The following is a 25,441-nucleotide window of genomic DNA, read 5'->3' on the forward strand; positions in this document are numbered from 1 at the left end:
TATTTCCCTATTATTTAATCGATATCGAAGCGATAAAGAATATCCAGCGTATCATACAAGCCGCTGGTCACCTCGATATAAAGCTTTTGCAATACCTGATAGCGCACCGCCACTTCGGAGATAGACTCAAACACGCCAACACTGTATTTAACCTGGATCCCCGGAGCAATATAACCGGCGATTTCCACCTTGGTATCATCGCCGCTGCCGCTGGAGTTAAGGGTCACATCACGCAGACCGATGGACTCACCTATGCGCGATACCAAGCCTTCACCACGATTGGTGCCTTGGGCCAGTAGCATACGCGTTAATAAAGCATCGGTATTAGTATCGCCATCCCCTAAGGGTTGGCCGTTGAGCACATACGACAAGGCTTGAGAGCGGTCCATGGCGGGCTCGGAAAATACATGCAGCTGCGGTTGCTCTACGCTGCCAACCAACTCAATGCCGGCCACCACACCATTGGCGGTATTATCTGGGTTACGAATGGCGCGGACATTAATATGAGGCTTATCCAAGGTACCGCTAAAACCTATTTGTCCGGTGCGGATCAGCAGATCTTGGCCAAAGGCACGGTATTTCCCATCCACCAAATTCAGCTCGCCCACCGCCAGGGGATGACTTTCATTATTGGCGGTGATCATCAGGTCGCCCTTAATATAGGACTTCAAACCAAATGAATCTATATACACATCGTCTTGAATATTAACCTTTAAATCAACATCATACATAAAAGGCACGGTCTGCTCCTGCACCGGAGCATCGACAATGATTTCATCATCACTGACCTTCACCGCCCCCTGCGGCAGCTCTTTTATTTTAATGCGACCATAGGGGACGTCGACAATGCCACCCACCTTCACCTGCTGGGCATTCACTTCAATATTAAGGTCTGGAGAAAGCGCAATCATGATACCCTGATCGGGAATGACGACAAATCGCTGCCCCTGCACCTTAAGTGTCAGGTGCGGTTGCTCGCCTAACCATAGGCCTTCACCGCTCACATTGAAGTCTCCCCCATCTGGGTTGGCCAAGTGACCGGTCACCTGGATTTGCTCACCCGCCAATTGCACATTTAGGCGCGATTCGGCTAAAGATAGGGGTAAGGTTTCCCCCTCTAAAGACAAACCTTCTGCATTAATTTGGCCATGCACCAAAGGCTGACTGATATTGCCGGTAAAACGCAAGTCGGCACTGATATCCCCGGCCAGATTCTTAACCTCGGGAGCTAATGCAGCAAGCTTAGTAAGTTGCACACCATCCATTTGCAGTTGCCCATCGAGCTCCTGCGCCGCCATCACATCGGTAACCTTAAGGTTGGCGTTCAAGTTCCCCAAAATGGATGATTTCAGCTGTAACTTAGCCTGAGCCTGGTTAATATCGCTGTGCAAAGACAGGGCTAAGGTTTCAACGGGGAAGTTATGCAGTTGTTGCTGATAACGATAACTCGCCTGCAATTGTTCACTTTGTAGCTCGACATCTATTTGCGGCGCCGCGCCGCTGCGCCATTTAAACTGGGCATGACCTTTGGCTACTCCCGTCAACCCGGTATGAGGGCCAAGATACGGAGTTAACGCCTGCAAATATAAGTGCGTTAGCGTGGCTTTCGCCTCGCCTTGCATTGGGTCTATGTTTGCAGGCTCAAGGCATAAATCCAGCGCCTCACCGCGCAGACACAAACGCTCCGAGTGCAGCGCCTGCTTGGCCAAATCCAGATGCACCTTGGTCGGTGCAGCCAAAGCCACCTGATGCTCCTGAGATTGGAGCTCAAATTGCTCCAATTGCAGCTTTATTTGCTGATATGACGACGACAATTCACTGGTAAAAGCACTTTGCAACTGTGCCAGTGGCGAGTCCAGACGCAAGGAGGTTTGTTGCACCTTGTCGCTGCCACGGGATTGCAATTCAAGGCTATCAAGGTGTTGCCCGCCGGTTTTAATGCCCAATAGCTGGGCAGAAATATCATACTGAAGCGCGTCTTGATATTCACTTTCAACATCCAGGTTGAGGCTGTCCACACTGATGCCTGCACCTTGTATTTGGGCCAGTTGAGCCTCAAGCTTTATCTTCGGTGCCAAACGCTGGCCACGGATCTGCAATTGGGCCTGCCCCTTGGCGCCATAACCTGGCATCAATGGCGTGTCGGCGGACAAGGCCAAAGCCCCTTCGAGGCGCCACTGCTCGTCTACCTCCCCCTTGAGGTTTAAGATATTGTCGCCCTGGCGCAGCTGCAACTGACGTACCACGCCATGCAGTGAACTATTGAGGTCGAGATCAGCCTGCAATTGCAGCGCCATGTCGTTTACCGTCCCGCTTAAGGTCGAGGGGGCCACCGCCAGTTGCCACTGGCCTTGAGAGTCCATCTCGAAGGAGCCAGATACCTGGCCGGAAATATCACTTTGCACCGTATCGATAAGATATTCGCTATGCAGATTTGCCAGCTCGGCGCTAAATTCAGCACTTAGGCCATCGCGCCAATTAAGCGCAGTTTTTACCTCGGCTTTACTTTCACCTGCCAGTAATTGCAATGACGCCACTTGCAGCGAGCTTAACGTCCCATTGGCGTTTAGTTGGCTGTGCAGCTCTGGGTAATCACCCAACTGCGAGTGCAATGTCAGCTCAACTTGATAGTCGTCGATATTACCCTGTGCTTGGATATCGCTTTGCAGCAATTGCAAAGTCTGAGCGCCCGAGGCCGAACTCAATGGCAGCTGCCATTGCTGTTGCTTGGCATGCAAGGTAAAGGGCCAGTTGCTTTGTCGCAGCTCTGCTGTGGCGTTCAAGGTCAGCGGATATTGCCCCTGATTTGCCAATGTTAATTGCAGCTCGCTAAGGCTGCCACTCACATCCAACTTACTATGCTCGCCCAAGGCTTCCACTTGCAGCGCCAATTGCAGCGCATTATCACCAGAGAAAGCAAGGTTACCGCTTAGGGCGGCATGCAGTAATTCTGCCTGGGTTTGTGTATCAGTCGCCTCAAAAGGTAACTCATAGCTGAGGCTAACTTGGTCGATGGCCAGCTTATTTCCTAGCAAGGCCGCATTTAAGTGCACATTGCTGAGCTTATGTGTGCTTTCCCCTTGCACCAGGGTTGCATTATTTAAGGCAAAATCCTGAATACGAATATCCAGACCGAGATCAAAGGCAATCTCGGCCAGTGGCGGCAATTGCAACAAGGGCTCGCTTTTTGGCTCTGGTGGCGCAGGAGCCAACTCAAGCTGCAGCTCTTTTACCTTAAAGGGCTTAACCTTGATGCGGTTACCCTGGGCGCTCAGGCTGGCACTCAGATCCCGTACCTGGATCTCTTGCCCCGCCACGGCGATGTCCGCCTCGCCAATGGCGAAGCGTTTAACGGCAATATTAGGTAATTGCAGTTGCACCAGAGGCCTGCTCGTTTGCCTCTTATCATCATCGGCATTTACGTTAGAACTTGATACTGAGTCCTCCTGTGGAGCGGCACTGATGCTTTGTACGCTTAAACGCTTTGCGGCGATATTATCTAAACACACGCCGACACAGCCGAAAATTCGCACGTCAATCTGCACTGCCTGGGCATTCAGAGTCAGGCCATCACTTTGGTATTGCAGGTCAAAGGGATCATTGGCAAGCAAACGCCCCTGTTTTAGCTCTATATTAAGTCCGTCGACCAGATTATTGGCTATGGCCACCAGGGTGCGATTGCCATATCCGGTAAAGAGTAACAGGGACAGCAACAAGATCAGGGTAAAAAGAGCTGCGGCGAAAACTTTTAGGCTTAAGGTAATAACGCGCTTCATAGCTCAGGCCCCACGGTAATACTTAATCTTGTGGTATTGCCAGGACTGGCTAGGGCCCAGGCGTGATCAAAACGAATGGGGCCAACGGGCGTAAGGTAACGCACGCCAAAACCCACGCCCACAGAGAGCTTTTCGGAAAAGTCGTTGGTGGCCGTACCGGCATCGACAAACAAGGCGCCGCGCCAGTTGCTGGCAAACTGATAGTTATACTCCAAAGTACCAGTTACCAGGTACTTACCCCCAACCTTGGCGCCATCAACCTCGGGGGAAATAGACTCGTATTTATAGCCGCGGATGCTTTGATCGCCACCGGCGAAAAAGCGCAGCGACACAGGTACATCACGGATGCTATCGACATACATGGCGCCCAAATTGACGCGGCTAAAAAACAAATGACGCTGCCAATAGGTTTCCAACCAGGCATATTGCAACTGTACCCGCACTATATCCGTGGAAGATTCAAGAGAATCAGCACCGACCTCGGTACTTATCAGCCATTGTCGCCCCCAATAGGGAGTTGTGCCCCCTTTCGAACGCTTGCGGGCAAAACTGACACCAGGCAAGAGCATTTTCGTGGTTTTTTCTTCATCGGCAATGCGGAACTCTTCGAACTCACGACGGATAAAGACGGTGCGAATCCAATCATCCTCTATCTTCCATTGTCGCTGTACCAGACCGGTTAAGGTTTTTGAGAAGATATCCGTGTCGATATTGTCTTCCAGCTTATAACCAAGACTAAAGCGCCAAATATCATCTATGGGGTCGTCTACTGGGATAGTATAAGAGAGACTGATATCCTGCTGACGCTCGGACACATTAAGGTTACTTTCTAAATAGTGGCCATCTTCGCCTATCCAGGGGCGCGACCATTTAAAACGCACCTTAGGACCCAGGTCGGTCGAATAGCCACCGCCGACCTCGAAGCTGTCTTGTGGTTTATGCAGCACCTCAACACGAATTGGCACTTCATGGCTGCTGCGTTTGGCGATATCAGCGTAGACGCGCACGCTACTGAAATAAGGGGTTTGCGACAGGGCCAGGTTAAATTCGCTGACCTTATTGGCATTGTAGGCCTGTCCGGCTTTGAACTCCGCCAAAGAATGAATATAACCGCTAGCCGGCGTGTCGGTGGCAATATTTAAGGGGCCAAAGTGATAGCGTATTCCCGTGCTCACCACCAGGCTGATATCCGCCCGATAATGGCTGCGATCTATGGCCAAACGCGCCTGCTGCCATTTAGCGTCAAAATAGCCAAGCTCCAGCAGTTGCTTGTCGATAGCGCTTTTGGCCGCATCATAGTGGCCATGATTAATGATCTCGCCGACTTTAAGTGGCAACTGCGCAAGCACCTGAGTCAGCTCTTTATCCTGCAGTCCAGGCCCCAGCAATTGATAATCCAGGTTTTCGATGCGTGTCGCTTGCCCGGGTTTGATTTTCGCGATCACCTTAGGGTTAGCGGTATCGTCTTCTAAGTGCAGCTCCACCTCGGCATGATAATAACCCAGGGCTCGCATACTCAGTAAAACCTGCTCGGTGGCATAACGCTGCAGTTGACGTGTTGGCTGCTCGCCACTGAGCTGCTGCAAATACAGGGCAACATTTTGCTCCAGCTCACCTTCAATACCGTCAATGCTGTACCCTGATATTACCCGCCCTTGGGGGAATTTCCCGGGCTCAGCGCTCCATGCGCCAAGGACGTCGAATGAGCACAAGGCCAGCACCAATAGCAGGCTTGTTAGTAGGTTTAACCTCAACTTACTGTGTCTCCATTGCAATCACTTTACCACCGCCTGTGTCAGCCTTTTTAATCGCGTGTAATTCCCGGGTCTGTTTAATCTGGGCAATAACCCCAAACGCCAAAAAGATAAACAAACTCTATTAATAGCTTAAGTTTATCACCGCTGCCTGGAGCCATTCACTAATGACGACGAAAAATTTCACCTAAGTGGCTTTTTATTTCCAGCAAAAAATAAGACAATCCCTAGATTCACGCTTATATGAGATAAACGATGCACTTTCCCGACGATGAAACAGGCCAAATTTTGCAACAAATGCATGAGCAAGGCGTCGATTTGACGCAACTGCACAACGTCGATTTCTTTCTGTTGTTTGAGCAGCAAGCACATGCGCAAGGCTTTATCGATGCCCTGGCCCATGCCGAAGTAGCGCCGCAAGCCAGCCTTAGCACCTGCCCGGATACAGGTGTTTTTGAAGTGAAGGCCAGTCTTACCATGGTACCCGAATATGAGCTTATCAATAATATGGAAGCCTACTTGGAAAGCCTGGCGGATAAACACAACGGCTACGGTGACGGCTGGGGTCTGCTGGACGAAAACAGCGCCGAGTAACAGTGAAACGCAGAGCCTATCAACGACTATAGGCTTTGCGGTAACTTCCCTGATAATCGAATATCTTTTCACTCACCTGCCAACCATATTTTTTCGACTTACGGGCAATCACAAAATCCGGCCAGCTCAAATGCTGTTGTAACTCCACTACCTGCTCGCTGCTTCGCCACTTGTCTATGCCTGGGGCGTTATGACGCTTGCCGAACTCGCGGTTAAATAAGGCCAGTACCTTGGCATTAGTCAGATCATACACTTGCGCCACCTCGGCGCCGTCTTCGTCATAATAGGTGATCTTGAGCTTGCCCTGCGCCGTTTGCTCGCAGCTTAAGCCGCTGCAACGCAATACCAAGGCATCTTTTAGGTTGAGCGCCTGGCGTAACTTGTCATCCGGGTCCACCAGCTGATGCGCGCAGCTATGACAACGGCGCGCGGCAATATCATTTTCGCTAAAACACTGGGGACATTCCTTAAACTTAAAGCGATAATCACATTGCTGCTGCTCTTCGCCGTCATCCAATAAGCCTTGGCAACGGCGGCCATAATGCTCGATAACCTGACCCGCGGCATCCTTTTTACCCCAAAACACATTGGCAAAACCACAACCGGGGCACAACACCTGCACCGGCTCACTGTTTGGGTCCGGGCGCTGCATCCCTACCTCGGGGTGATGGATATCAAAACCGTTGCCAGCATAATCTATTACCAGGCATTCATGCTTATCGGCGCATAAGCGTAGTCCGCGGCCAATGATCTGCTGATACAGGCTGACCGATTCCGTCGGTCTTAACAAAGCAATAAAATCAACATGAGGAGCATCAAAACCTGTAGTTAAAACAGAAACATTTACCAGGTACTTAAATTCCTGTCGCTTAAAGCGAGCAATTATGTCGTCGCGCTCGGCGGCAGGTGTGGCGCCAACAATAATATGGGCCTGCCCGGGTGGTAAATAACGATGTATTTCCTCGGCATGGGCAACGGTCGCGGCAAAAATCATCACGCCACGTCGGGTATCGCTTTGCGCCATCACATCCGTAATAATGGCTTTGGTAGCCCGGGTGCTTTGTTGCAACAGCGCATTTAGATCCCCTTCACTGGGCGCCGAGCCGCCATTGAGCAAGGCAGAAAAGTCATAATGCTGCACCGCCGCATCGACTATGCGCGGCGGCGTTAAATAACCCTTGTTAATTAAATAACGCAGCGGTAATTCGTAAATACAATCATCAAATGGCGCATCGCTCGGACCGCGAACAAAACCATGGTAATGACGGTGATATACCCAGCCACTGATAAGCCGATAGGGTGTGGCAGTTAAACCTAGCACCTTAAGGCCTGGGTTAATTTTCTTAAGCTGGGTTATAACCTGCGCATACTGGCTGGTTTGCTCTGTACTAACGCGATGACACTCATCAATAATCACTAAAGAATAGTGCTGCTGCAGCTTATCTATACTACGGGCGAGGGATTGAATACTGGCGAAGGTGACCTGCTCGTTTAAATTTTTATCCTTTAAACCCGCAGAGAAAATCCCCGGTGTTAAACCCATGTCACGAAATTTATTAGCGTTTTGCTCAACCAGCTCTTTTACATGAGTTAATACCAGGATGGGATAACGGGCCAATCGCGCCAGCTCGGCAATAACCAGGCTTTTACCGGCACCGGTAGGCAAAACAATAACGGCCGAGCGCTGTGACTTACGAAAATGCGCCAGGGTATTGTCGACTGCTTGTTGTTGATAGTCTCTGAGTGTATACACTACTGACACCCAAAAAAGTAAAGGTCCATTGCTGGACCTTTGGGTTTATTTATCTTTGCTGTTATTTCGCGAGGTATTTAGCTAGGTCTACATCTTGAAACGCTTTCGGGCGTTTCCCACGGCCTGACCATTCAACCATTTTTCCTTCGAACTCGCGGCGATACTTAGGTTCAACCTTAGTACGCTTGTCCTGGGTCACATCAACAATATCTTCCACACTGAGCCCTTTTTCCTTCATCAGTTGAAGAACTTCCTGTTTCGCTTTTTCTTGCTGTTGCTGATTATCGAGCGCAGTGTTCAGAATATTAATTGCTTTTTCCAACTCATTAATAGATGCCGATTTGGCAAATGCTCTGATTTCTCTCACTGTGATCTCTTATATACTTTAAATGTGGAAATAAAATAATAATTGAAGATCAGTGATATATCAAAGTAATTATATTAATTAGTGACTTAAATGCTGGGAGATAATCTTGGCGTGGCGCCTGGGGGGAAGAGTGAAGCCGAAACGGCTCCACTAATTATTCACTCTAAGAGAGTCAATAAGGAATTAAACCGGAGTTACATTTTCCGCTTCTGGTCCTTTCTGGCCTTGTTTAATGCTGAAAGAAACCTGTTGGCCTTCGCTTAGAGTACGGAAGCCTGAACCATTGATCGCGCTGAAGTGAACGAATACATCTGGGCCATTTTCTTGCTCGATAAAACCAAAGCCTTTTGCTTCATTAAAAAACTTTACTTTACCGTTTACATGTTCTGACATACTAAAGTGTTCCTGTAAGTCAATTTCTATAACTCGCCTATAATTAGGCACTATCCTCCCTGAGCCAGTGTCGCTACCGCTAGGGTCAGGTACAGGACTAACCAGGTTAGTCACACTTACAGCGTAGGCCGCACAAAACCGTCACATTGAACGCATTAACTCAAAGCAGTTCCTAGACTACCATAGAAAATATTAATAAGCTTTAAATTATTTAAAATTCACAGTAATGACATAATCCAGGTATGGCCCCTAAAGCGGTGCATGAGCTGTATATTTCATTTAAGATTATGATATGTTACTGACAAACCTAGATTCTTACAGCCAGATATAAAGGAGCGGTCAATGAAGAATTTACTTGCGGCGGGTGTACTTATGTTACTCAGCGCCTGTGCCTCTGGGCCGGATTTTGATTACGACAAGTCGGTAAACTTTACTCAGTACAAAACCTTTGCCTGGTTTCCTGATGCCAGCCTGACCAATGCCAGCAGTAATTATCAGATCAGCGAATTAATGGAGCGCCGTGTGCGTCAGGCCGTTAATGATGAGCTGAGCGCCAAGGGCATGAGCATGGTGACGGCAGATCAAGCGGATGTGCTGATCAACTACCATGCCTCGGTGGAAAAGAAAGTCGATGTTGATACCTTTACCACAGGCTACAGCGCCCGTTGGGATTACTGGGGTCTGGGCTACAATGTGCAAACCACTACCCGCGAATATGAAGTAGGCACCCTAGTGATTGACGTGGTCGACCGCGCTTCGAACCAGCTGGTATGGCGCGCCGCCAAAGAAGGTCGTTTGAAGAAAAACCAGACGCCAAGCGAGCGCACCGCGGTGATCCGCGAATCGGTCGCTGAAATTTTCAGTAACTACCCGCCAGGATCAAATCAATAATATTTGCATCCTTTCGAGGTGCTTACCGCCTTTAGGTCAGCGCCTCTAATTGGGTAATTCTCCACATCGCTTCGGCATTATTACTGCCACACACATCTTCGCACGCCTTAAATTGTAAACACACAGCCGGTCTGGACGGATCACCAAACAATTTACACAAATTATTTTTGTCTAACTGGACACATCGTTGCCCCGCTTTTTTACCCTCGGGCATACCAGGTATGGGGCTGGAAATACTAGGCGCTATACAGCACGCACCACACCCTAAACGACAATTCATATTCGACCCCTAAAACAAACGCGGCCGCCATTTTAACAGATTACATGCTTTGTTACATATTACACATACCTGTAACATGATTACCGCTACCATATAGCCTGTCATCGAACTATACAGGGAGCTGCATTGTGGCCAGCAAAAAACAAATACTATTACCTATTGGTGTGTTGGGGGTGTCAGTGGCACTGTTCGCCGCCTTTATGGCAATGAAAAAGCCACCGGAGCAAAAACAACAGGAAAACATCGCCCCACTGGTAGAGGTCACCCCGGTCAACCTGACCGATGTAACCATGCAAGTGCATTCCTACGGCGAGGTCATGGCGCAAGAACAAACCGAACTGGTCGCTCAGGTGTCCGGTCAGGTGGTATCCATAGCCGAACAGTTTGTAAAAGGTGGCTTTGTAAAACAAGGGGACGAACTTATTCGCATCGACCCCAATGACTATGAAGCGGCCCTAATTGAAGCCCAGGCCGGCTTGGCGCAGGCACAATCGGCGCTAGAAATAGAACAAGCACAAGCGCATGTGGCCAAAACCGAATGGCAACGCATTAAGGACAATGCCAATGCGGTGATCCCCTCGGAGCTCTATTTGCGCAAACCTCAGCTCGCAGAAAAGCTGGCAAAATTCCGCGCTGCTCAGGCCCAGGTTAAACGCGCCAAGCGCAATTTAGAGCGCACCTCGATTCGCGCCCCCTACGATGCCCTGGTTACGGCAAAAAAAATCAGCCTTGGCAGCGTGGTGAACCCGGGTAATGTTTTGGGTCAAATCGATGCCACCAGCATTGCTAAAGTGCGTTTACCGGTAGCCAACCATGATCTGCAATACCTGGTTGATGGCGGTATCGGTGCTAAAGTCACCCTAACCAGCGAAGTGGCCGGTAAAATGCGTACCTGGCAAGGCACCATAGTGCGTAATGAAGGCGTGGTCGATAAGCGCTCGCGCATGACCTACCTTGTGGCTTATGTAGACGCACCCTATGAGCAGGCACAACCTCTGCGCTTTGGTGCCTACACCAATGCCAGCATAGTGGGTAAGCATGTACGCGATACCGCCATTGTTCCCAGCCACCTGATCAAGGACAACCGCATTGCCCTCATTGATAATGAAATTAAGCTGATGTTTAGCGACCTTGAGGTGATCCGCGAGCAAAACGGCATGGCCTATGTCACCGCCGGTCTAAACAGTGGCCAGCAAGTTATCACCTCAGCGCTGGAATACCCCACGCAAGGCATGCAACTGCGCTTAGACGAACAAGAGCCTAAAACGGCGCACACGCAGCTGGCACTGAAGGAGGACTAAGCTATGGTGCAAAGCACAGAAAAAGGCTTGATCGCCTGGTTTGCCCGCAACCCCGGTTGCCGCCAACCTGCTGATGATAATCATCATAGTCGGTGGTATTCTCAGCGCGCTTTCTATTCGTAAACAGGCATTCCCGCAATTTGAGAGCAACTGGCTCAGTGTGCAGGCCGTGTATCCCGGTGCCGCTCCGCAAGAAGTGGAAGAAGGGATCACCATAAAAATCGAGGAGTCCCTGCAAGGCTTAGAGGGCATTAAACGCCTTATCACCTATTCAAACCGCAGCTTTTCTCAAAGTTGGATCGAAGTCGATGAAAGCTATGACTCTCAAGAAGTGCTCGACGAAGTCAAGATGCAAATCGACTCCATCTCCAGCTTTCCCGCAGAGATGGAACGACCCAATATTCGCCGCGAAAAGTACACTCAAGAGGTGATGATCCTCGCCTTGTATGGCGATATGAGCAATTACGATCTAAAGGAGCTGGGCAATAAGCTGCATGATGAAATGCGCGCTTTGCCTCAGGTCAATCTCGTCAATTTTAATTCGGGTTTGGATTATGAGATAAGCATAGAAGTCAGCCCGGACAAGCTGCGTGAATATGGCCTGACGTTCCGCGATATCGCCACTGCGGTGCGCAACTTCTCGGCTAATATGTCGGCGGGACAAATTCGCTCCGATAATGGCTATATTTCCATGCGCGTGGAAAACCAGGCCTATCGCGGCGGTGAATTTGAACGTCTTCCTCTTTTAACCTTAGAAGATGGCGCCCAGGTATTTCTAGGTGATGTAGCAACCATACAAGACGGCTTTGAAGAAGGCCTGCAATATTCAAAATATAACGGTAAAAACTCGCTGATTTTTGAAGTCCGTGCGTCAAAAGATCAAGATGTCACCCGTGTTGCCGATGTGATGGACGCCTATTTAGAGCGTAAAAAGTCGGAGCTTCCCGAGGGCGTCACCCTGGCCCCTATGATTGACATCACATATTACCTTGAAGGTCGCCTCGACATGATGATCGAGAATATGATCTGGGGTGGTATCTTGGTGATGCTGATGTTGGCCTTGTTCCTGCGTATCCGCCTTGCCTTTTGGGTGATGATGGGTCTGCCCGTATCCTTTCTGGGCGCCTTTTTAATGATGCCGGTGGGCTTTTTAGATGTCACCATTAACCTGGCTTCCCTGTTTGCCTTTATTCTGGTGCTGGGGATAGTGGTGGATGATGCCATAGTGGTGGGTGAGTCGGCTCACGCCGAAATCGAAAAGCATGGTCATAGTCTGGATAACGTGGTGCGTGGCGTAAAACGCGTGGCCATCCCCGCGACCTTCGGGGTACTGACCACTATCGCCGCCTTCTTACCACAAACCTTGGCCAGCGGCCCGGGAGCGGCGTTTTCTAAAGCCATCGGCGGGGTGATTATTCTCTGCCTATTATTCTCACTGGTCGAGTCTAAGCTCATTCTTCCTGCACACCTGGCGGCCATGAAGAGCCGCCCTGTTAACCCGCGCAACCCATTACACCGCTTACGTAATAAGGTAGACAGTGGCTTGCAATATGTTATCGAGCGCATATACCGCCCTGCAGTACAGCGCTGTATTCATTATCGCTATACCGTGATTGTTGGCTTCTTTGGCATCCTTATAGTCAGTGCTGGCTTGTTTGCCGGTGGCCTGATTAAATTTATCGCCAACCCGAAAATTCCTCATGATTTCCCAAGTATTAACATTGAGATGAATTTGGCGTCATCGGAAACAGCAACCCTGGATACGGCCAAAAAGATTGAACGTGTGGTGATGGATGTCGAGCGGGTTATAGAGCAGCAATATGGCATGCCCATGGTTAAGGATATCTCCCTTAATATGCAAGGGCGCACCAACGCCCGCTTAATGATGGTCTTGGTAGAGCCGCACCTGCGCCCTATCGACACCTTCGCACTCAGTGCACTGTGGCGTGATAATATGCCGCCACTGCCGGGAATGAAATCAATGACCATTAACGACAGCGTTATAAATGGCGGTGCTGGCCGTGATGATGGTGATATCAGCTTCCGTCTCGAGGGCAATGATGCCGCTGAGTTGAAAGAAGTTGCCGGTAAATTGAAAGAGAAGCTGTCGACCATCAAGGGCGTAGGCGATATCAATGATTCAATGCAAAGCGCAACCGATGAAGTACAACTTGAACTTAAACCCATTGCCTATAGCCTGGGCTTGACCTTGGCCGATGTTGCCTCGCAGGTGAACTTCAGCTTCTATGGCCTAGAGGCACAGCGTATCCTGCGCGATGGCGAAGAGCTCAAAGTAATGATCCGCTACCCCATTGAAGAGCGTAACTCTATCAGCGAAATCAATGATGTGCGCATTATTACTCCAGCCGGAGCGGAAGTACCTTTAGCTGAAATAGCCAGCGTAAACCTGGTTGACGGGGTAAACCGTATTCGTCGGGAAAACGCTAAGCGCACGGTTAATGTGTGGGCAGCCGTAGACACCAATCAGGCACAGCCGTTTGAAATCGCTAAACAAGTGCGCGATGAATACCTTCCAGCATTATTGAAAAACTACCCTGGTGTACAGAGTAATGTCGCCGGTCGAGTGCAAGAAGAGATGGATAGCGTCGCCGAGCAGCGCCGTGACTTAGTGCTTTCGCTTCTTATCATCTTCGCGCTGTTGGCCATTCCACTGCGCTCTTACTCGCAGCCGCTGCTGATCATGTCGGTGATCCCCTTTGGTGTGGTCGGTGCGGTCTACGGTCACGTGATCTTGGGTATGACCATGAGCAGCCTGTCCTTCTTCGGCATTATCGCCGTGGCCGGGGTGGTGGTGAACGACTCACTGGTGATGGTTGACTATGTGAACAAGGCACGCGCCCGGGGCATTGCTATTAAACAGGCGGTGGTAGAAGCCGGTTGTAAGCGCTTTAGGGCCATTCTACTGACCTCGATCACCACCTTTATTGGTTTGGTACCCATCATTATGGAAACCAGCTTGCAGGCACAAATCGTCATCCCCATGGCGGTATCGCTGGCCTTCGGTGTGCTGTTCGCCACAGTGATCACCCTAGTGCTGATCCCTTGCCAATATGTAGCCCTGGAAGACTGTAAACGCGGCCTGAGTAAACTCTTTGGCAGAGCCCCTAAGGTAGAGCCAACGGCAGAACTAAAACAACCAAGTTAAGTACTTGGTATTTATCCCAACCATAAAAGCCTTACTTAAGTAAGGCTTTTTTATTCCCTATGATTTATTAAATTTTCAATTGGTTCTAGTGCCAGAACAACGCCTTACTAATGGGCGCATAAATGCTTGGCTATAATTGGCGACGAAGGAGCACAAGCCAAGCGTTTTGCGTCCTTTTGAGTAACTTGTTAGTAGTAAATTTACTTGCGCCAAACCTTTTTTAACAGATAGTAACCACACCAAAATACAATGGAATATGCTACAGCAGCAAGGATATGGCCATAAAGCGTTGGATAATACCAACCAGTATCTGATGAATACTTAAAAAATGGTTCACCCAAAGACCAAAAAGGAATGTAATAGCCCCAATAACCAGCTAAGCCAATTAACCCGAGTACGAACATGGAGAGATAAAGAGGTATTGGCAGTAGAACTATAGCTAGCCAAATTTTAATAGGTTTAGTCATGACATCCTTTTACTACTAACGCCGGGCTCACCGAGCAAATTTTGCTGGCGGCTTTTGTGGGATTTTTGCACAAAAGGTGACAGCGGAAATTTGCCCGGTGCAGCCGCTTGTTAACTGTTTTTGCACTGAGCTACAAACTCTGATTTCTTAGTAGTAGCTATTTTTAAGCTTGATAGTAAATTAAAAATCCCAATGCCAATACCAGCAAGATACCATGGTGTAATTGCAGGAACCGATGCGGTGGCAATAATTACAGACCACGACTCTTCAATAAAATCAATATAGTTAATATTTTGGAGATCTGGAAAAGAGAAATCAGGATTAATTGTGTACGCCGCAAAAGCAAGAAATGCGTATACAAAGGCAACGCCTAGTATAGCTGACGGAAGGCCAAGCAAGCCAATACCTGGCCATTGCCATTGGGCTCGAAATTTATGCACAGCTGAAATTAATATCAAAACCACAAACAACGCCAATGCAAATAAAGCTTGAGCGGCGGCGTTATCAATTATGCGAGTACCAAACAAAATCATCATTGCAATGTGATATACAAACATGAGCTTGAAATCAAAAGACATATTCTTGGGGTTATTGTCTTTGTTTTGCTTTTCAATCTTCTTACGAATTGAGTCAAACATCCATGATTGCCTATACAGTTAACAGCGTATTAGTGCGAATTCCCAGTTAAGGAAGTTATCCACAACCCCATATTTTCTCACCAATAGACTTTTTATTTAATGATAGTAATAAGTTAGCAGGTGTTTTTCTCGCGAGCAATGAAGAAGTAATTAAGTAAAACGAGCCGTTACTTATTCGAGCCTTGCTTGGCTCGCTATGTAATTTATTTTCCCAGTGAATATCAGAAACCTATCTCTTATCACCACATAACCGAGCCGGTTTGTGTGTTACATAGCGTGCCAGAACAACCACAATTGACACATTGTTACTTATCTCTCTTTGAAAAAGGCTTACGGCACTAATACGAAATAACAGGTATGGATCTCCCCGTTTAGATTCGCGCAGGAGAAATCAGATTTTGTTGTGGATTGTGCTGTTGATAGCGAGGGCGACGGGTGACCGAAGCCTTGCTTCGCAGCACCCGGAGGTGGAGGCATGGATGCCGACAGGATCACGGCTTCATGGATGAATTGTTCTAAGGTGATTAATACTTAAATCGCCTCAATGACTAAACGGAGCGCTTAACAAAACGCTGAGTTCGCAAGCATAAGCGAATCACGGGTTCGCGGAGTTTCCAAAGAGGGGCGACGAGTGACCGAAGCACCGCTTCGCAGCGCTCGGAGGTGGAGACAGGGACGCCGTAACTTCGTCACAAAAGGAGCCCAGCTTCACGGATGAATTACTTGCACGGTGGTTATGCATTTCCTCTGACTTGCCGTCCCCGGCCTTTCGCTGGCTCAAGGCGTTCGCTTGCTAAAAATAGTTCACCGCGCTATTTTCTTAACGCGCTCGCCCAACACGGCAAAGCCTGACCTACACCCATAAAAAAACCCGCTTTCAGCGGGTTTTTAAACACCTCAACCAAGGTTAGATATATTCAATCTCAGTGATCTCAAATTCTACCGTACCATTTGGTGTTTCGATGTTCACACAGTCGTCCAGCTCTTTACCGATAAGGCCGCGAGCGATGGGTGAGTTTACAGAGATTAAGTTGTTCTTAATGTCCGCTTCATCATCACCAACAATGCGGTAAGTCACCTCAGCATCCGTGTCTAGGTTTACAATGCTCACTGTCGAACCAAAAATTACCTTACCATTGTTAGGCATTTTCGTTACGTCAATGATTTGCACATTAGACAATTTAGCTTCAATTTCTTGAATACGTCCTTCGCAAAAACCTTGCTGCTCGCGAGCGGCATGATACTCGGCATTCTCTTTCAAGTCGCCGTGTTCACGCGCCTCGGCGATATCAGCGATGATTTTTGGCCGAGTAACAGTTTTTAATTCGTTTAACTCTGCACGCAATAACTCGGCACCGCGTGTGGTCATTGGAATCTTTTGCATAATATTCCCACTTACAGCAAGCCGCAGCGCAAGCGCTGCGGCCTATTGCTTAGTTGATTCGTTGGTGTAACTCTTGAACTGACGAGACACTACCACGGTCATCCGCAGAGTTTGCTGTACAGTTAGCAAACGCGGCGTTCAATGTTGTGGTGTAGTTGGTCTTGTGCATCAAGGCGCCACGACGTAATACCTTAGAGTCTTCAATCGCTTGACGACCTTCTGTGGTATTAACGATATAGCTGTATTCACCGTTTTTAATGCGGTCAAGGATATGAGGGCGACCCTCGAATACCTTGTTTACACGGCGAACTTCGATGCCTGCATTTTCAAGCGCCTGAGCGGTGCCTGAGGTTGCGTCTAGTTCAAAACCTAATTCGATCATGGTCTTAGCAAGCTCAACGATGCGAGCTTTATCACCATTGCGAACCGATAGTAACGCGCGACCACCACGTGGTAAAGCATTACCTGCACCTAGCTGGGCTTTAGCGAAGGCTTCGGCGAAAGTATCACCTACACCCATTACCTCACCGGTAGAGCGCATTTCTGGGCCACGAATTGGGTCAACACCTTGGAACTTAGCGAAAGGAAGTACCACTTCTTTCACGCTGTAATAAGGAGGAATGATTTCTTTGGTGATGCCTTGGCTGGCAAGAGACTGACCGGCCATACAACGGGCCGCTACCTTAGCAAGGGCAACACCGGTTGCTTTTGATACGAAAGGCACGGTACGTGCAGCACGCGGGTTCACTTCGATTAGGTAAACCTGACCGTCTTTAACCGCGAACTGTGTATTCATCAGACCCACAACGCCTAGCTCAAGGGCCATAGCACGTACTTGCTCACGCATTACGTCTTGGATTTCCTGGCTTAGGCTGTGCGCTGGCAATGAACAGGCCGAGTCACCTGAGTGAACACCCGCTTGCTCGATGTGCTCCATGATACCGCCGATGATCACTTCGGTGCCGTCACAGATGGCATCAACGTCCACTTCGATGGCGTCGTCCAGGAAGCGGTCTAGCAATACCGGTGCTTCGTTAGAAGCAGATACCGCTTCTGTCATGTAGCGACGTAGGTCGTCTTCATCGTAGACGATTTCCATCGCACGACCACCTAGTACGTACGAAGGACGTACTACCAGTGGGAAGCCGATTTCTTTAGACTTGGCTACCGCTTCTTCAAGTGACGTTACCGTTGCGTTGTCAGGCTGAAGCAGGTTCAAACGCTCAACCATTTGCTGGAAGCGCTCACGGTCTTCGGCACGGTCGATTGCATCCGGTGAAGTACCAATGATTGGCACGCCGTTCGCTTCTAGTTCACGGGCAAGTTTAAGTGGTGTTTGACCACCGTACTGCACGATAACGCCTTTTGGCTTCTCAACGCGGACGATTTCAAGCACGTCTTCTAGCGTGATTGGTTCGAAGAATAAACGGTCTGATGTGTCGTAGTCGGTAGAAACGGTTTCAGGGTTACAGTTAACCATGATGGTTTCGTAGCCGTCTTCACGCATGGCAAGGGCCGCGTGTACACAACAGTAATCGAATTCGATACCCTGGCCGATACGGTTAGGGCCGCCACCGATTACCATGATTTTGTCTTTGTCAGACGGTGCAGCTTCACACTCTTCATCGTAGCTTGAGTACATGTAGGCCGTGTCTGAGCTGAATTCAGCCGCACAGGTATCTACGCGCTTGTACACAGGCAAGATTTCAAGCTGGTGACGCTTCTTACGGATTTCCGCTTCAGATACACCGGCAAGCTCGGCGATACGCGCATCGGCAAAACCTTTACGCTTCAGGCGACGTAGGAAGTCAGCAGTAAGACCGGCAAAGCCTACTTCTTCGATTTGCTGCTCGTCTTTGATGATGTCTTCGATTTGTACCAGGTACCAACGGTCAACCTTGGTTAGGTTGAATACATCTTCAACGCTCATGCCGTGACGCATGGCATCGGCGATGTACCAGATACGCTCAGCGCCTGGCTCACGAAGCTCGCGAGTGATCTTTTCAATTGCGCCCTTCTCGCCCACAGGCAAGATTGGGTTGAAGCCAGTCGCGCCTACTTCAAGACCACGAAGTGCTTTATGCAATGATTCTTGTTGGTTACGGCCAATCGCCATTACCTCACCTACCGACTTCATCTGCGTCGTTAGACGGTCGTTAGCACCGGCAAACTTTTCAAAGTTGAAGCGAGGGATCTTAGTTACAACATAGTCGATTGACGGCTCGAATGACGCAGGGGTTGCACCGCCTGTGATGTCGTTTTGTAGCTCATCCAGAGTGTAACCCACAGCCAGCTTGGCTGCGATTTTCGCGATTGGGAAACCCGTTGCTTTTGAAGCAAGTGCTGATGAACGAGACACACGCGGGTTCATCTCGATGATAACCATACGGCCGGTGTTAGGACACACACCAAACTGTACGTTTGAACCACCGGTTTCAACACCGATTTCACGCAGTACCGCCATAGAGGCATTACGCATGATTTGGTATTCTTTGTCGGTCAAGGTTTGCGCTGGCGCTACCGTGATTGAGTCACCTGTGTGTACACCCATAGGGTCGAAGTTTTCGATTGAACAGACGATGATACAGTTGTCGTTTTTGTCGCGAACAACTTCCATCTCGTACTCTTTCCAACCGAGCAGGCTTTCATCGATTAAAAGCTCGCTCGTTGGTGACAGGTCAAGACCACGGGTACAGATCTCTTCGAACTCTTCCATGTTGTAAGCAACACCACCACCGGTACCACCCATGGTGAAAGAAGGACGAATAATACAAGGGAAACCGATACGCGTTAGTGTATCCAGCGCTTCTTCCATTGAGTGGGCGATTTCTGCACGCGGACACTCAAGGCCGATGTTTTTCATCGCTACGTCGAAACGCTCACGGTTTTCCGCTTTGTCGATGGCATCAGCGGTTGCACCGATTAGCTCAACACCGTGCTTAGCCAGTACACCGTGCTTGTCTAGGTCAAGGGCACAGTTCAATGCAGTTTGACCACCCATGGTAGGCAATACCGCATCCGGCTTTTCTTTTTCGATGATTTTTTCTACCACTTCCCAGTGAATCGGCTCAATATAGGTCGCATCAGCCATTTCCGGGTCGGTCATAATGGTCGCCGGGTTCGAGTTAACCAGGATTACACGGTAACCTTCTTCTTTTAGCGCTTTACAGGCTTGAGCACCTGAGTAGTCAAACTCACAGGCCTGGCCGATCACGATCGGGCCCGCGCCTAAGATAAGAATGCTTTGAATATCATTACGTTTTGGCATTATTACTCCGGTCTCAAATTAGTTAGATTGCGCTTGCATCAGTTCGATAAAGTGATCGAACAAAGGGGCTGCATCGTGTGGGCCTGGGCTGGCTTCAGGGTGACCCTGGAAGCTAAATGCCGGCTTGTCGGTGCGGTGAATACCCTGCAAGGTACCGTCAAACAATGATTTATGCGTTGCACGTAGGTTATCAGGCAAGCTTGCCTCATCCGCAGCAAAGCCGTGGTTCTGCGCGGTGATCATCACAACATCACGGTCTAGGTCTTTAACCGGGTGGTTACCACCGTGGTGGCCGAACTTCATTTTTACTGTTTTCGCGCCTGAGGCCAACGCCAATAGCTGGTGACCAAGGCAGATGCCGAAAATAGGAATATCTTTTTCTAGGAAGGTTTTGATCGCTTCAATAGCGTAAGTACATGGCTCAGGGTCGCCAGGGCCATTTGACAGGAAGATGCCGTCTGGGTTTAGTGCCAGTACTTCTTCAGCGCTGGTTTGCGCCGGCACTACAGTCAGCTTACAGCCACGGTCTACCAACATGCGCAGGATATTGCGCTTAACACCGAAGTCATAGGCAACAACGTGGAATTTCTCGTCTTCTGGAGCAAGCGTTTTAAAACCTTCACCCAGAGTCCAGCTTGTCTCAGACCATTGATATGTTGACTCGGTACATACTACTTTAGCTAAATCCATGCCTTTTAAGCCTGGGAAGGCTTTAGCGGCTTCTAGCGCCTTGCTTTCATCAACCTCATCACCGGCGATGATACAGCCGTTTTGCGCGCCCTTATCACGTAGGATACGAGTAAGCTTACGGGTGTCGATATCGGCAATACCTAAAATGTTGCGCTCTTTTAGGTAATCACTGAGTGATTGTTCATTACGGAAATTACTCGCTAGCAGTGGCAAATCGCGAATAACCAGGCCCTTGGCCCAGATCTTGTTCGCTTCTTCGTCTTCGCTGTTAGTACCCGTGTTACCGATATGCGGGTAAGTCAAAGTTACGATTTGTTCCGCGTAAGACGGGTCGGTCAGAATTTCCTGATACCCAGTCATAGACGTATTGAATACTACTTCACCGACTGACATGCCGTCAGCGCCGATCGCAGTACCGCGAAACACTGTGCCGTCTTCTAGGACTAACAGAGCGGATTTAGTCAAGTTAACCTCCTAACAGTAAAAAACGGGAGTAAAAAATGCGACTGATTTACAACCCGTTTAAAGCGCTTAACTAGGCGCATTATGAAATTTTGGCAAATTGGCGATATTCTACACGAGAGTAGCAAAAAGATCTAATTAAATATCAATAAATATAGAAAACGACACCTTTGACACAAAAAAACACCGAAACACCCAAAAAAGCACGTTTACTTACCCAGTTCCAGCACTTCGCGCATGGAATAAAAGCCAGGGTGTTTATTTTGCACCCACTTTGCAGCCCTCACAGCGCCACGGGCGAAGGTCATTCTTGAGCTAGCTTTATGTGTTAATTCAAGCCTTTCCCCCATTAATGCGAAATAAGCCGTATGTTCGCCAACTATATCGCCCGCTCTGAGCACCGAATAGCCAATTTCCTTTTGTGATTTAGCCTGTTCACTTTGTGAGCGGTCATAAACGGCCACTTGATCATGGTCCCAGCCTTTGGCTTCGGCAATGGCTTCGCCAATGGCCAGGGCGGTGCCCGAAGGCGCATCGATTTTATGACGGTGATGGGCTTCAAATATTTCGATGTCCGCGTCGTCACCGAATTTTGTCGCCGCCGTTTGCACCAAATCCAAAAGCAGATTAACGCCAACACTGAAGTTACGGGCAAAGACGATGGGGATATGTTTGGCGGCCTTATGCAAGCGCTGCATTTGCGCATCATTCAGGCCCGTGGTGCCGATAACCATAGGGATCTTGTTGGCAACGGCAAAGTCTAGGTGAACCAGCATGCCTTCGGGCAGGGTAAAATCGATCAGCACATCCAGCTTGTCGCTGGGCGTTAGAGGGGTAAAGGTAAGGGTCTGCGCGCTCTCTTTAAGTCCTTTGACCAGGGTTTCTACCGCCAGGCCATTTAATGGCGACTGCTCACGTACAAAGGCGCCGCTAATACAGGCTTGTGTATCGTCGTTACCCGCTTCCAACAGCGCCTGACCCATGCGCCCGTTGGCGCCTAAAATGCCTAAACCTACGCTCATTTTCTTCCCCATAATCTTGTTCATTTAACTACCCCGTATGCTAACGCAGATAGGTGTTAGGTGCTAGGCACAAGCACCGTGCAAACTAAAAGCATCCTTAAGCAAAGGCATCAGACAAATATGGGCTTGGCTTAAGGGCTTTGCTTGAGGGCTTAGCTTTAGGTATTACCTATGTGAGTGACACAAATTAGATATCGTTGTTTTTTTGTGCTACAAAAATGAAAAACAATAACAAAAACGTGATCACCATAGACTTTAGCCATCCACACGTTTAAACTTCTCCACTTAGCGCCGATTTGGTCTTTGGCTTGCGGGCGCATGCACAACAGGGCTTAGCTTGTTTTGCAAAATAAATGCAGCTAAAAGAAGGTTTTGGCTGTTGGTGATCGAAATTGAGGTATACATGCAGCCTAACTACAATGCCACTGTGGCAAAACTTTCACTCGTCCCCCTACTGGTCTTTGTCGCTATATTTTTAGGCACAGGTCTGTATTTACAATCGCAAGGCGTTGATTACGCTTTCTATCAATTACCGGCTCCTGTGGCCATTTTGCCTGCCATAGTACTGGCCTTTGTACTCGCTAAGCAGCGCATCAACGAATCGGTAGAAACCTTTATTCGCGGCGCCGGACACAGCAACATCATCACCATGTGTCTTATTTATTTGCTCGCTGGTGCCTTCTCGGCGGTGGCCGGTGCGACCGGTGGTGTGGATGCCATAGTCAATGCCGGTTTATCCTTTATTCCGCCAAGCATGCTGTTGCCCGGCTTGTTCTTGATTTCGGCCGTGGTTTCCACCGCCATGGGCACGTCCATGGGCACAATCGGCGCCATTGGCCCTATTGCCTTGGCGGTATCACTGAAAACCGGCATAGACCCAGCACTGATGGCCGGTACCATAGTGTCTGGCGCCATGTTTGGCGACAACTTATCTATTATTTCCGACACCACAATCGCGGCCACCCGCACCCAAGGCTGTGAAATGAAAGATAAGTTTCGCGAGAACCTGAAAATCGCCCTGCCTGCGGCCGTGCTAACCATAGCGCTATTGGTTTACCTGACCCCTGAGCCTCAACCTGTAGAGGTGGGTGATTTTGACTGGCTTTTGGTACTGCCCTACGTCTTTATTCTTGTACTGGCGGTTATGGGCTTAAACGTTTTTGTGGTGCTCTTTAGCGGCATTATTTTCGCGGCACTGATGGGTTTTACTTCAGGTTATGAAGGTGGCGCCTTTGTTAAAGACATCTACAAGGGCTTTAGCAATATGCAGGAAATCTTCTTGCTGTCGATGTTTATTGGCGGTTTGTCTGAGTTTATTCGTCGCGGCGGCGGCCTTGATTACCTGGCACGAAAAATCCAGGCGGTAACCAAGCTCGTGGCCAGGTTTAATCGCCAGGTGGCGGATCAGCTGGGTATCGCCGTGCTGGTAATGACATCGAACCTGTGTATTGCCAATAATACCGTGTCTATTATCGTTGCCGGTCCAATAGCTAAAAAGCTGGCCCAGGACGGCGAAATTTCCGCAAAGCGCTCTGCCAGCTTGCTCGATATCTTTGCCTGCGTGCTGCAAGGTACACTGCCCTATGGCGCTCAGGCTCTGCTTCTCGGCGCGACCTTTGGCATTAGCCCTTGGCAGGTATCTACCTCGGCCTTCTATTGCTTTATCTTGGCTATCACTGCGGTACTGATCATCATCTTACGCCGCCATAAGGTATAACCCAGCATCCAGCCCTCCTGCTTACAGTGGCGGCCTAATGCCGCCATCTGTTACAATAGCCGCCGACATTTCTTTTATTTATTAATCACCTTGTAGTTATGAAAATTACCACACCCTTGTTATACGGCGCGGTGGCGCTGTCCTTGTGTGCCAGTGTAAGCAATGCACAAGCCGCAACCTGGAGCCAAACTCAGTTACATGTAAACTATGGCGACTTTAAAAACCCCTTCACTAAAAAAGAAGCGGGCACCAGTATCGTCTCTTTGCAACACGCTTCGGGTTACAGCCTGGGCGATAACTTCTTCTTTATCGATATCATCAATGACGACCTAGAAGATGGTTATCAGGACAGCGATTTCTACGGCGAGTGGTACTCCAACTTCAGCTACAGCAAGATCAGCGGTAACCAAATTGACCTAGGTCCGCTAAAAGATGTGGGCTTTGTGATGGGCTTTAACGCCGCCGGCGATGCCAATGTGATGAAGTATCTGCCCGGTGTGAAGCTAGACTGGCAAGTAGAAGGTTTTGATTTCTTCTCAACCCTGGTAACCGCCTATATCGATGACAGCGATGGCGTCAGCTCAGGCGGTGCACCGACTGAAAGCGACAGCTGGATGTTGGACCTGGCCTGGGGCGCACCTTTTAGCATAGGCGAGCAAAAGTTTTACTTTACCGGCCATGTTGAATATATCGATGAGCGCGACAACGAGTTTGGCGACAAGGTGAAGAGCTGGCTTTTAGCTCAGCCGATAGTGCAATGGGATTTGGGTCACGCCCTGCAAATGCCGGAGCAAACCCTGATGCTGGGTGTTGAGTGGCAGTACTGGCATAACAAATTGGGCACCAACACCACAGAATCTGTGCCGCAAATCCACTTGGCTTGGACCTTTTAATCGGGTAACTTATCCCGGTCAATTAAATTAGGAAGTAAGACTATGCCTAAGGCTAGCGAAATTAAAAAACACGCCGCCATTGAATACAATGGTCGCGTTATGATCGTCCGTGATATCGAGCGCTCTGTGCCTCAGGGCCGCGCCGGTGGTAGCCTGTACCGTATGCGCATGTATGACGTGGTTGATGGCGGCAAGGTTGATGAAACCTTCAAAGCCGAAGACATGCTGAACTTTGCCGATCTACAGCGCCGCGCAGCTATGTTCTCGTACGTTGATGGCGACGAGTACATCTTTATGGATGATGAAGATTACACGCCGTACCACCTGAACAAAAACAGCATTGCCGAGCAATTGTTGTTTATCGACGAGTCGACCAAGGGTGTGCAGGTAGTGCTAGTAGAAGGCCGTCCGGTCTCTGTGGACTTGCCGACCAGCGTTGAATTGGTAATTGAAGACACCTCTCCGTCAATTAAAGGTGCCTCTGCCAGTGCGCGTACTAAGCCGGCTACCTTGACCACAGGTCTTGTGGTTCAGGTGCCAGAGCACATCTCAAGCGGCGATAAAATTAAAATCAACACCGCCGAGAGCAAGTTTATTAGCCGCGCCTAATAACTACCTCGTAATT

18 protein-coding genes and 1 pseudogene are annotated in these 25,441 nt (G+C 49.2%); 7 read left to right on the plus strand and 12 right to left on the minus strand.

Going from position 1 to position 25,441, the window contains the following annotated elements; all coding sequences use genetic code 11:
• Positions 1–14: 14 nt before the first annotated feature.
• Both tamB and C2M17_RS09615 read right to left on the minus strand, forming a co-directional pair.
• Positions 15–3,776 carry an autotransporter assembly complex protein TamB gene (tamB, locus tag C2M17_RS09610; RefSeq protein ID WP_105200578.1) on the minus strand — a complete coding sequence of 1,254 codons (3,762 nt, stop codon included), beginning with the start codon at positions 3,774–3,776 and terminating at the stop codon, positions 15–17.
• Positions 3,773–5,530, minus strand: a complete 1,758-nt coding sequence (locus tag C2M17_RS09615) for an autotransporter assembly complex protein TamA (protein WP_233997956.1) — start codon at positions 5,528–5,530, stop codon at positions 3,773–3,775. Before C2M17_RS09615 ends, tamB begins: the two co-directional genes overlap by 4 nt.
• 255 nt (positions 5,531–5,785) lie before the next feature.
• Between C2M17_RS09615 and C2M17_RS09620 the strand changes: the two genes are divergently transcribed.
• A complete protein-coding gene (locus C2M17_RS09620; protein ID WP_105200579.1) occupies positions 5,786–6,124 on the plus strand; it encodes a ribonuclease E inhibitor RraB in 339 nt (112 codons plus the stop codon).
• A gap of 19 nt (positions 6,125–6,143) precedes the next feature.
• Here C2M17_RS09620 and C2M17_RS09625 read toward each other — a convergent pair whose 3' ends face one another.
• From C2M17_RS09625 to C2M17_RS09635, 3 genes are all read right to left on the minus strand, one after another.
• The gene (locus C2M17_RS09625) at positions 6,144–7,877 is read right to left on the minus strand and encodes a DEAD/DEAH box helicase (protein WP_442792601.1); all 1,734 of its coding nucleotides are present in this window, start codon (positions 7,875–7,877) and stop codon (positions 6,144–6,146) included.
• Positions 7,878–7,938: 61 nt separating this feature from the next.
• Positions 7,939–8,244 (minus strand): H-NS family histone-like protein, encoded by a 306-nt coding sequence (locus C2M17_RS09630; protein ID WP_105200581.1) that lies wholly within the window; start codon positions 8,242–8,244, stop codon positions 7,939–7,941.
• 183 nt (positions 8,245–8,427) lie between these two features.
• Positions 8,428–8,637: a cold-shock protein gene (locus tag C2M17_RS09635; protein WP_105200582.1), complete on the minus strand. Its 210-nt coding sequence runs from the start codon at positions 8,635–8,637 to the stop codon at positions 8,428–8,430.
• A gap of 342 nt (positions 8,638–8,979) precedes the next feature.
• On the opposite strand from C2M17_RS09635, the gene C2M17_RS09640 reads away from it, so the two are divergent.
• Complete coding sequence (locus tag C2M17_RS09640; protein WP_105200583.1) at positions 8,980–9,528, plus strand: DUF4136 domain-containing protein; 549 nt, start codon at positions 8,980–8,982, stop codon at positions 9,526–9,528.
• A gap of 31 nt (positions 9,529–9,559) precedes the next feature.
• On the opposite strand, the gene C2M17_RS09645 is transcribed toward C2M17_RS09640, so the two are convergent.
• Positions 9,560–9,808, minus strand: a complete 249-nt coding sequence (locus C2M17_RS09645; protein WP_105200584.1) for a YkgJ family cysteine cluster protein — start codon at positions 9,806–9,808, stop codon at positions 9,560–9,562.
• A 128-nt stretch (positions 9,809–9,936) separates the two neighbouring features.
• On the opposite strand from C2M17_RS09645, the gene C2M17_RS09650 reads away from it, so the two are divergent.
• Complete coding sequence (locus C2M17_RS09650) at positions 9,937–11,109, plus strand: efflux RND transporter periplasmic adaptor subunit (RefSeq protein WP_105200585.1); 1,173 nt, start codon at positions 9,937–9,939, stop codon at positions 11,107–11,109.
• A 3-nt stretch (positions 11,110–11,112) separates the two neighbouring features.
• Positions 11,113–14,275 (plus strand): annotated as a pseudogene (locus C2M17_RS09655) (efflux RND transporter permease subunit).
• A gap of 200 nt (positions 14,276–14,475) precedes the next feature.
• Here the strand turns inward: C2M17_RS09655 and C2M17_RS15860 are convergent.
• The 6 genes from C2M17_RS15860 to dapB all read right to left on the minus strand — a co-directional run bounded on the left by C2M17_RS15860 (position 14,476) and on the right by dapB (position 22,230).
• Positions 14,476–14,742, minus strand: coding sequence for a hypothetical protein (locus C2M17_RS15860; RefSeq protein ID WP_158677885.1), 267 nt, complete (start codon positions 14,740–14,742; stop codon positions 14,476–14,478).
• A 110-nt stretch (positions 14,743–14,852) separates the two neighbouring features.
• Positions 14,853–15,380, minus strand: coding sequence for a hypothetical protein (locus C2M17_RS09660; RefSeq protein ID WP_105200586.1), 528 nt, complete (start codon positions 15,378–15,380; stop codon positions 14,853–14,855).
• Between the two features lie 907 nt (positions 15,381–16,287).
• Complete coding sequence (gene greA, locus C2M17_RS09665) at positions 16,288–16,764, minus strand: transcription elongation factor GreA (RefSeq protein ID WP_105200587.1); 477 nt, start codon at positions 16,762–16,764, stop codon at positions 16,288–16,290.
• Between the two features lie 49 nt (positions 16,765–16,813).
• Entirely contained in the window at positions 16,814–20,032 is a 3,219-nt protein-coding gene (carB, locus tag C2M17_RS09670; RefSeq protein ID WP_105200588.1) for a carbamoyl-phosphate synthase large subunit, read from the minus strand.
• Positions 20,033–20,050: 18 nt separating this feature from the next.
• Positions 20,051–21,187 (minus strand): glutamine-hydrolyzing carbamoyl-phosphate synthase small subunit, encoded by a 1,137-nt coding sequence (gene carA / locus C2M17_RS09675; protein ID WP_105200589.1) that lies wholly within the window; start codon positions 21,185–21,187, stop codon positions 20,051–20,053.
• A gap of 206 nt (positions 21,188–21,393) precedes the next feature.
• Entirely contained in the window at positions 21,394–22,230 is an 837-nt protein-coding gene (gene dapB / locus C2M17_RS09680; protein ID WP_442792602.1) for a 4-hydroxy-tetrahydrodipicolinate reductase, read from the minus strand.
• Between the two features lie 379 nt (positions 22,231–22,609).
• Here dapB and C2M17_RS09685 point away from each other — a divergent pair, with 379 nt between their 5' ends.
• The 3 genes from C2M17_RS09685 to efpL all read left to right on the plus strand — a co-directional run bounded on the left by C2M17_RS09685 (position 22,610) and on the right by efpL (position 25,425).
• Entirely contained in the window at positions 22,610–23,923 is a 1,314-nt protein-coding gene (locus C2M17_RS09685) for a Na+/H+ antiporter NhaC family protein (protein ID WP_105200850.1), read from the plus strand.
• Positions 23,924–24,021: 98 nt separating this feature from the next.
• Complete coding sequence (locus tag C2M17_RS09690) at positions 24,022–24,816, plus strand: nucleoside-binding protein (protein WP_105200591.1); 795 nt, start codon at positions 24,022–24,024, stop codon at positions 24,814–24,816.
• A gap of 42 nt (positions 24,817–24,858) precedes the next feature.
• Positions 24,859–25,425, plus strand: a complete 567-nt coding sequence (gene efpL / locus C2M17_RS09695) for an elongation factor P-like protein EfpL (RefSeq protein WP_105200592.1) — start codon at positions 24,859–24,861, stop codon at positions 25,423–25,425.
• The last annotated feature ends 16 nt before the right edge of the window (positions 25,426–25,441 follow it).

It is taken from the genome of Pseudoalteromonas sp. T1lg10 (genome assembly GCF_002964545.1).
Taxonomy (GTDB): Bacteria; Pseudomonadota; Gammaproteobacteria; order Enterobacterales; family Alteromonadaceae; genus Pseudoalteromonas.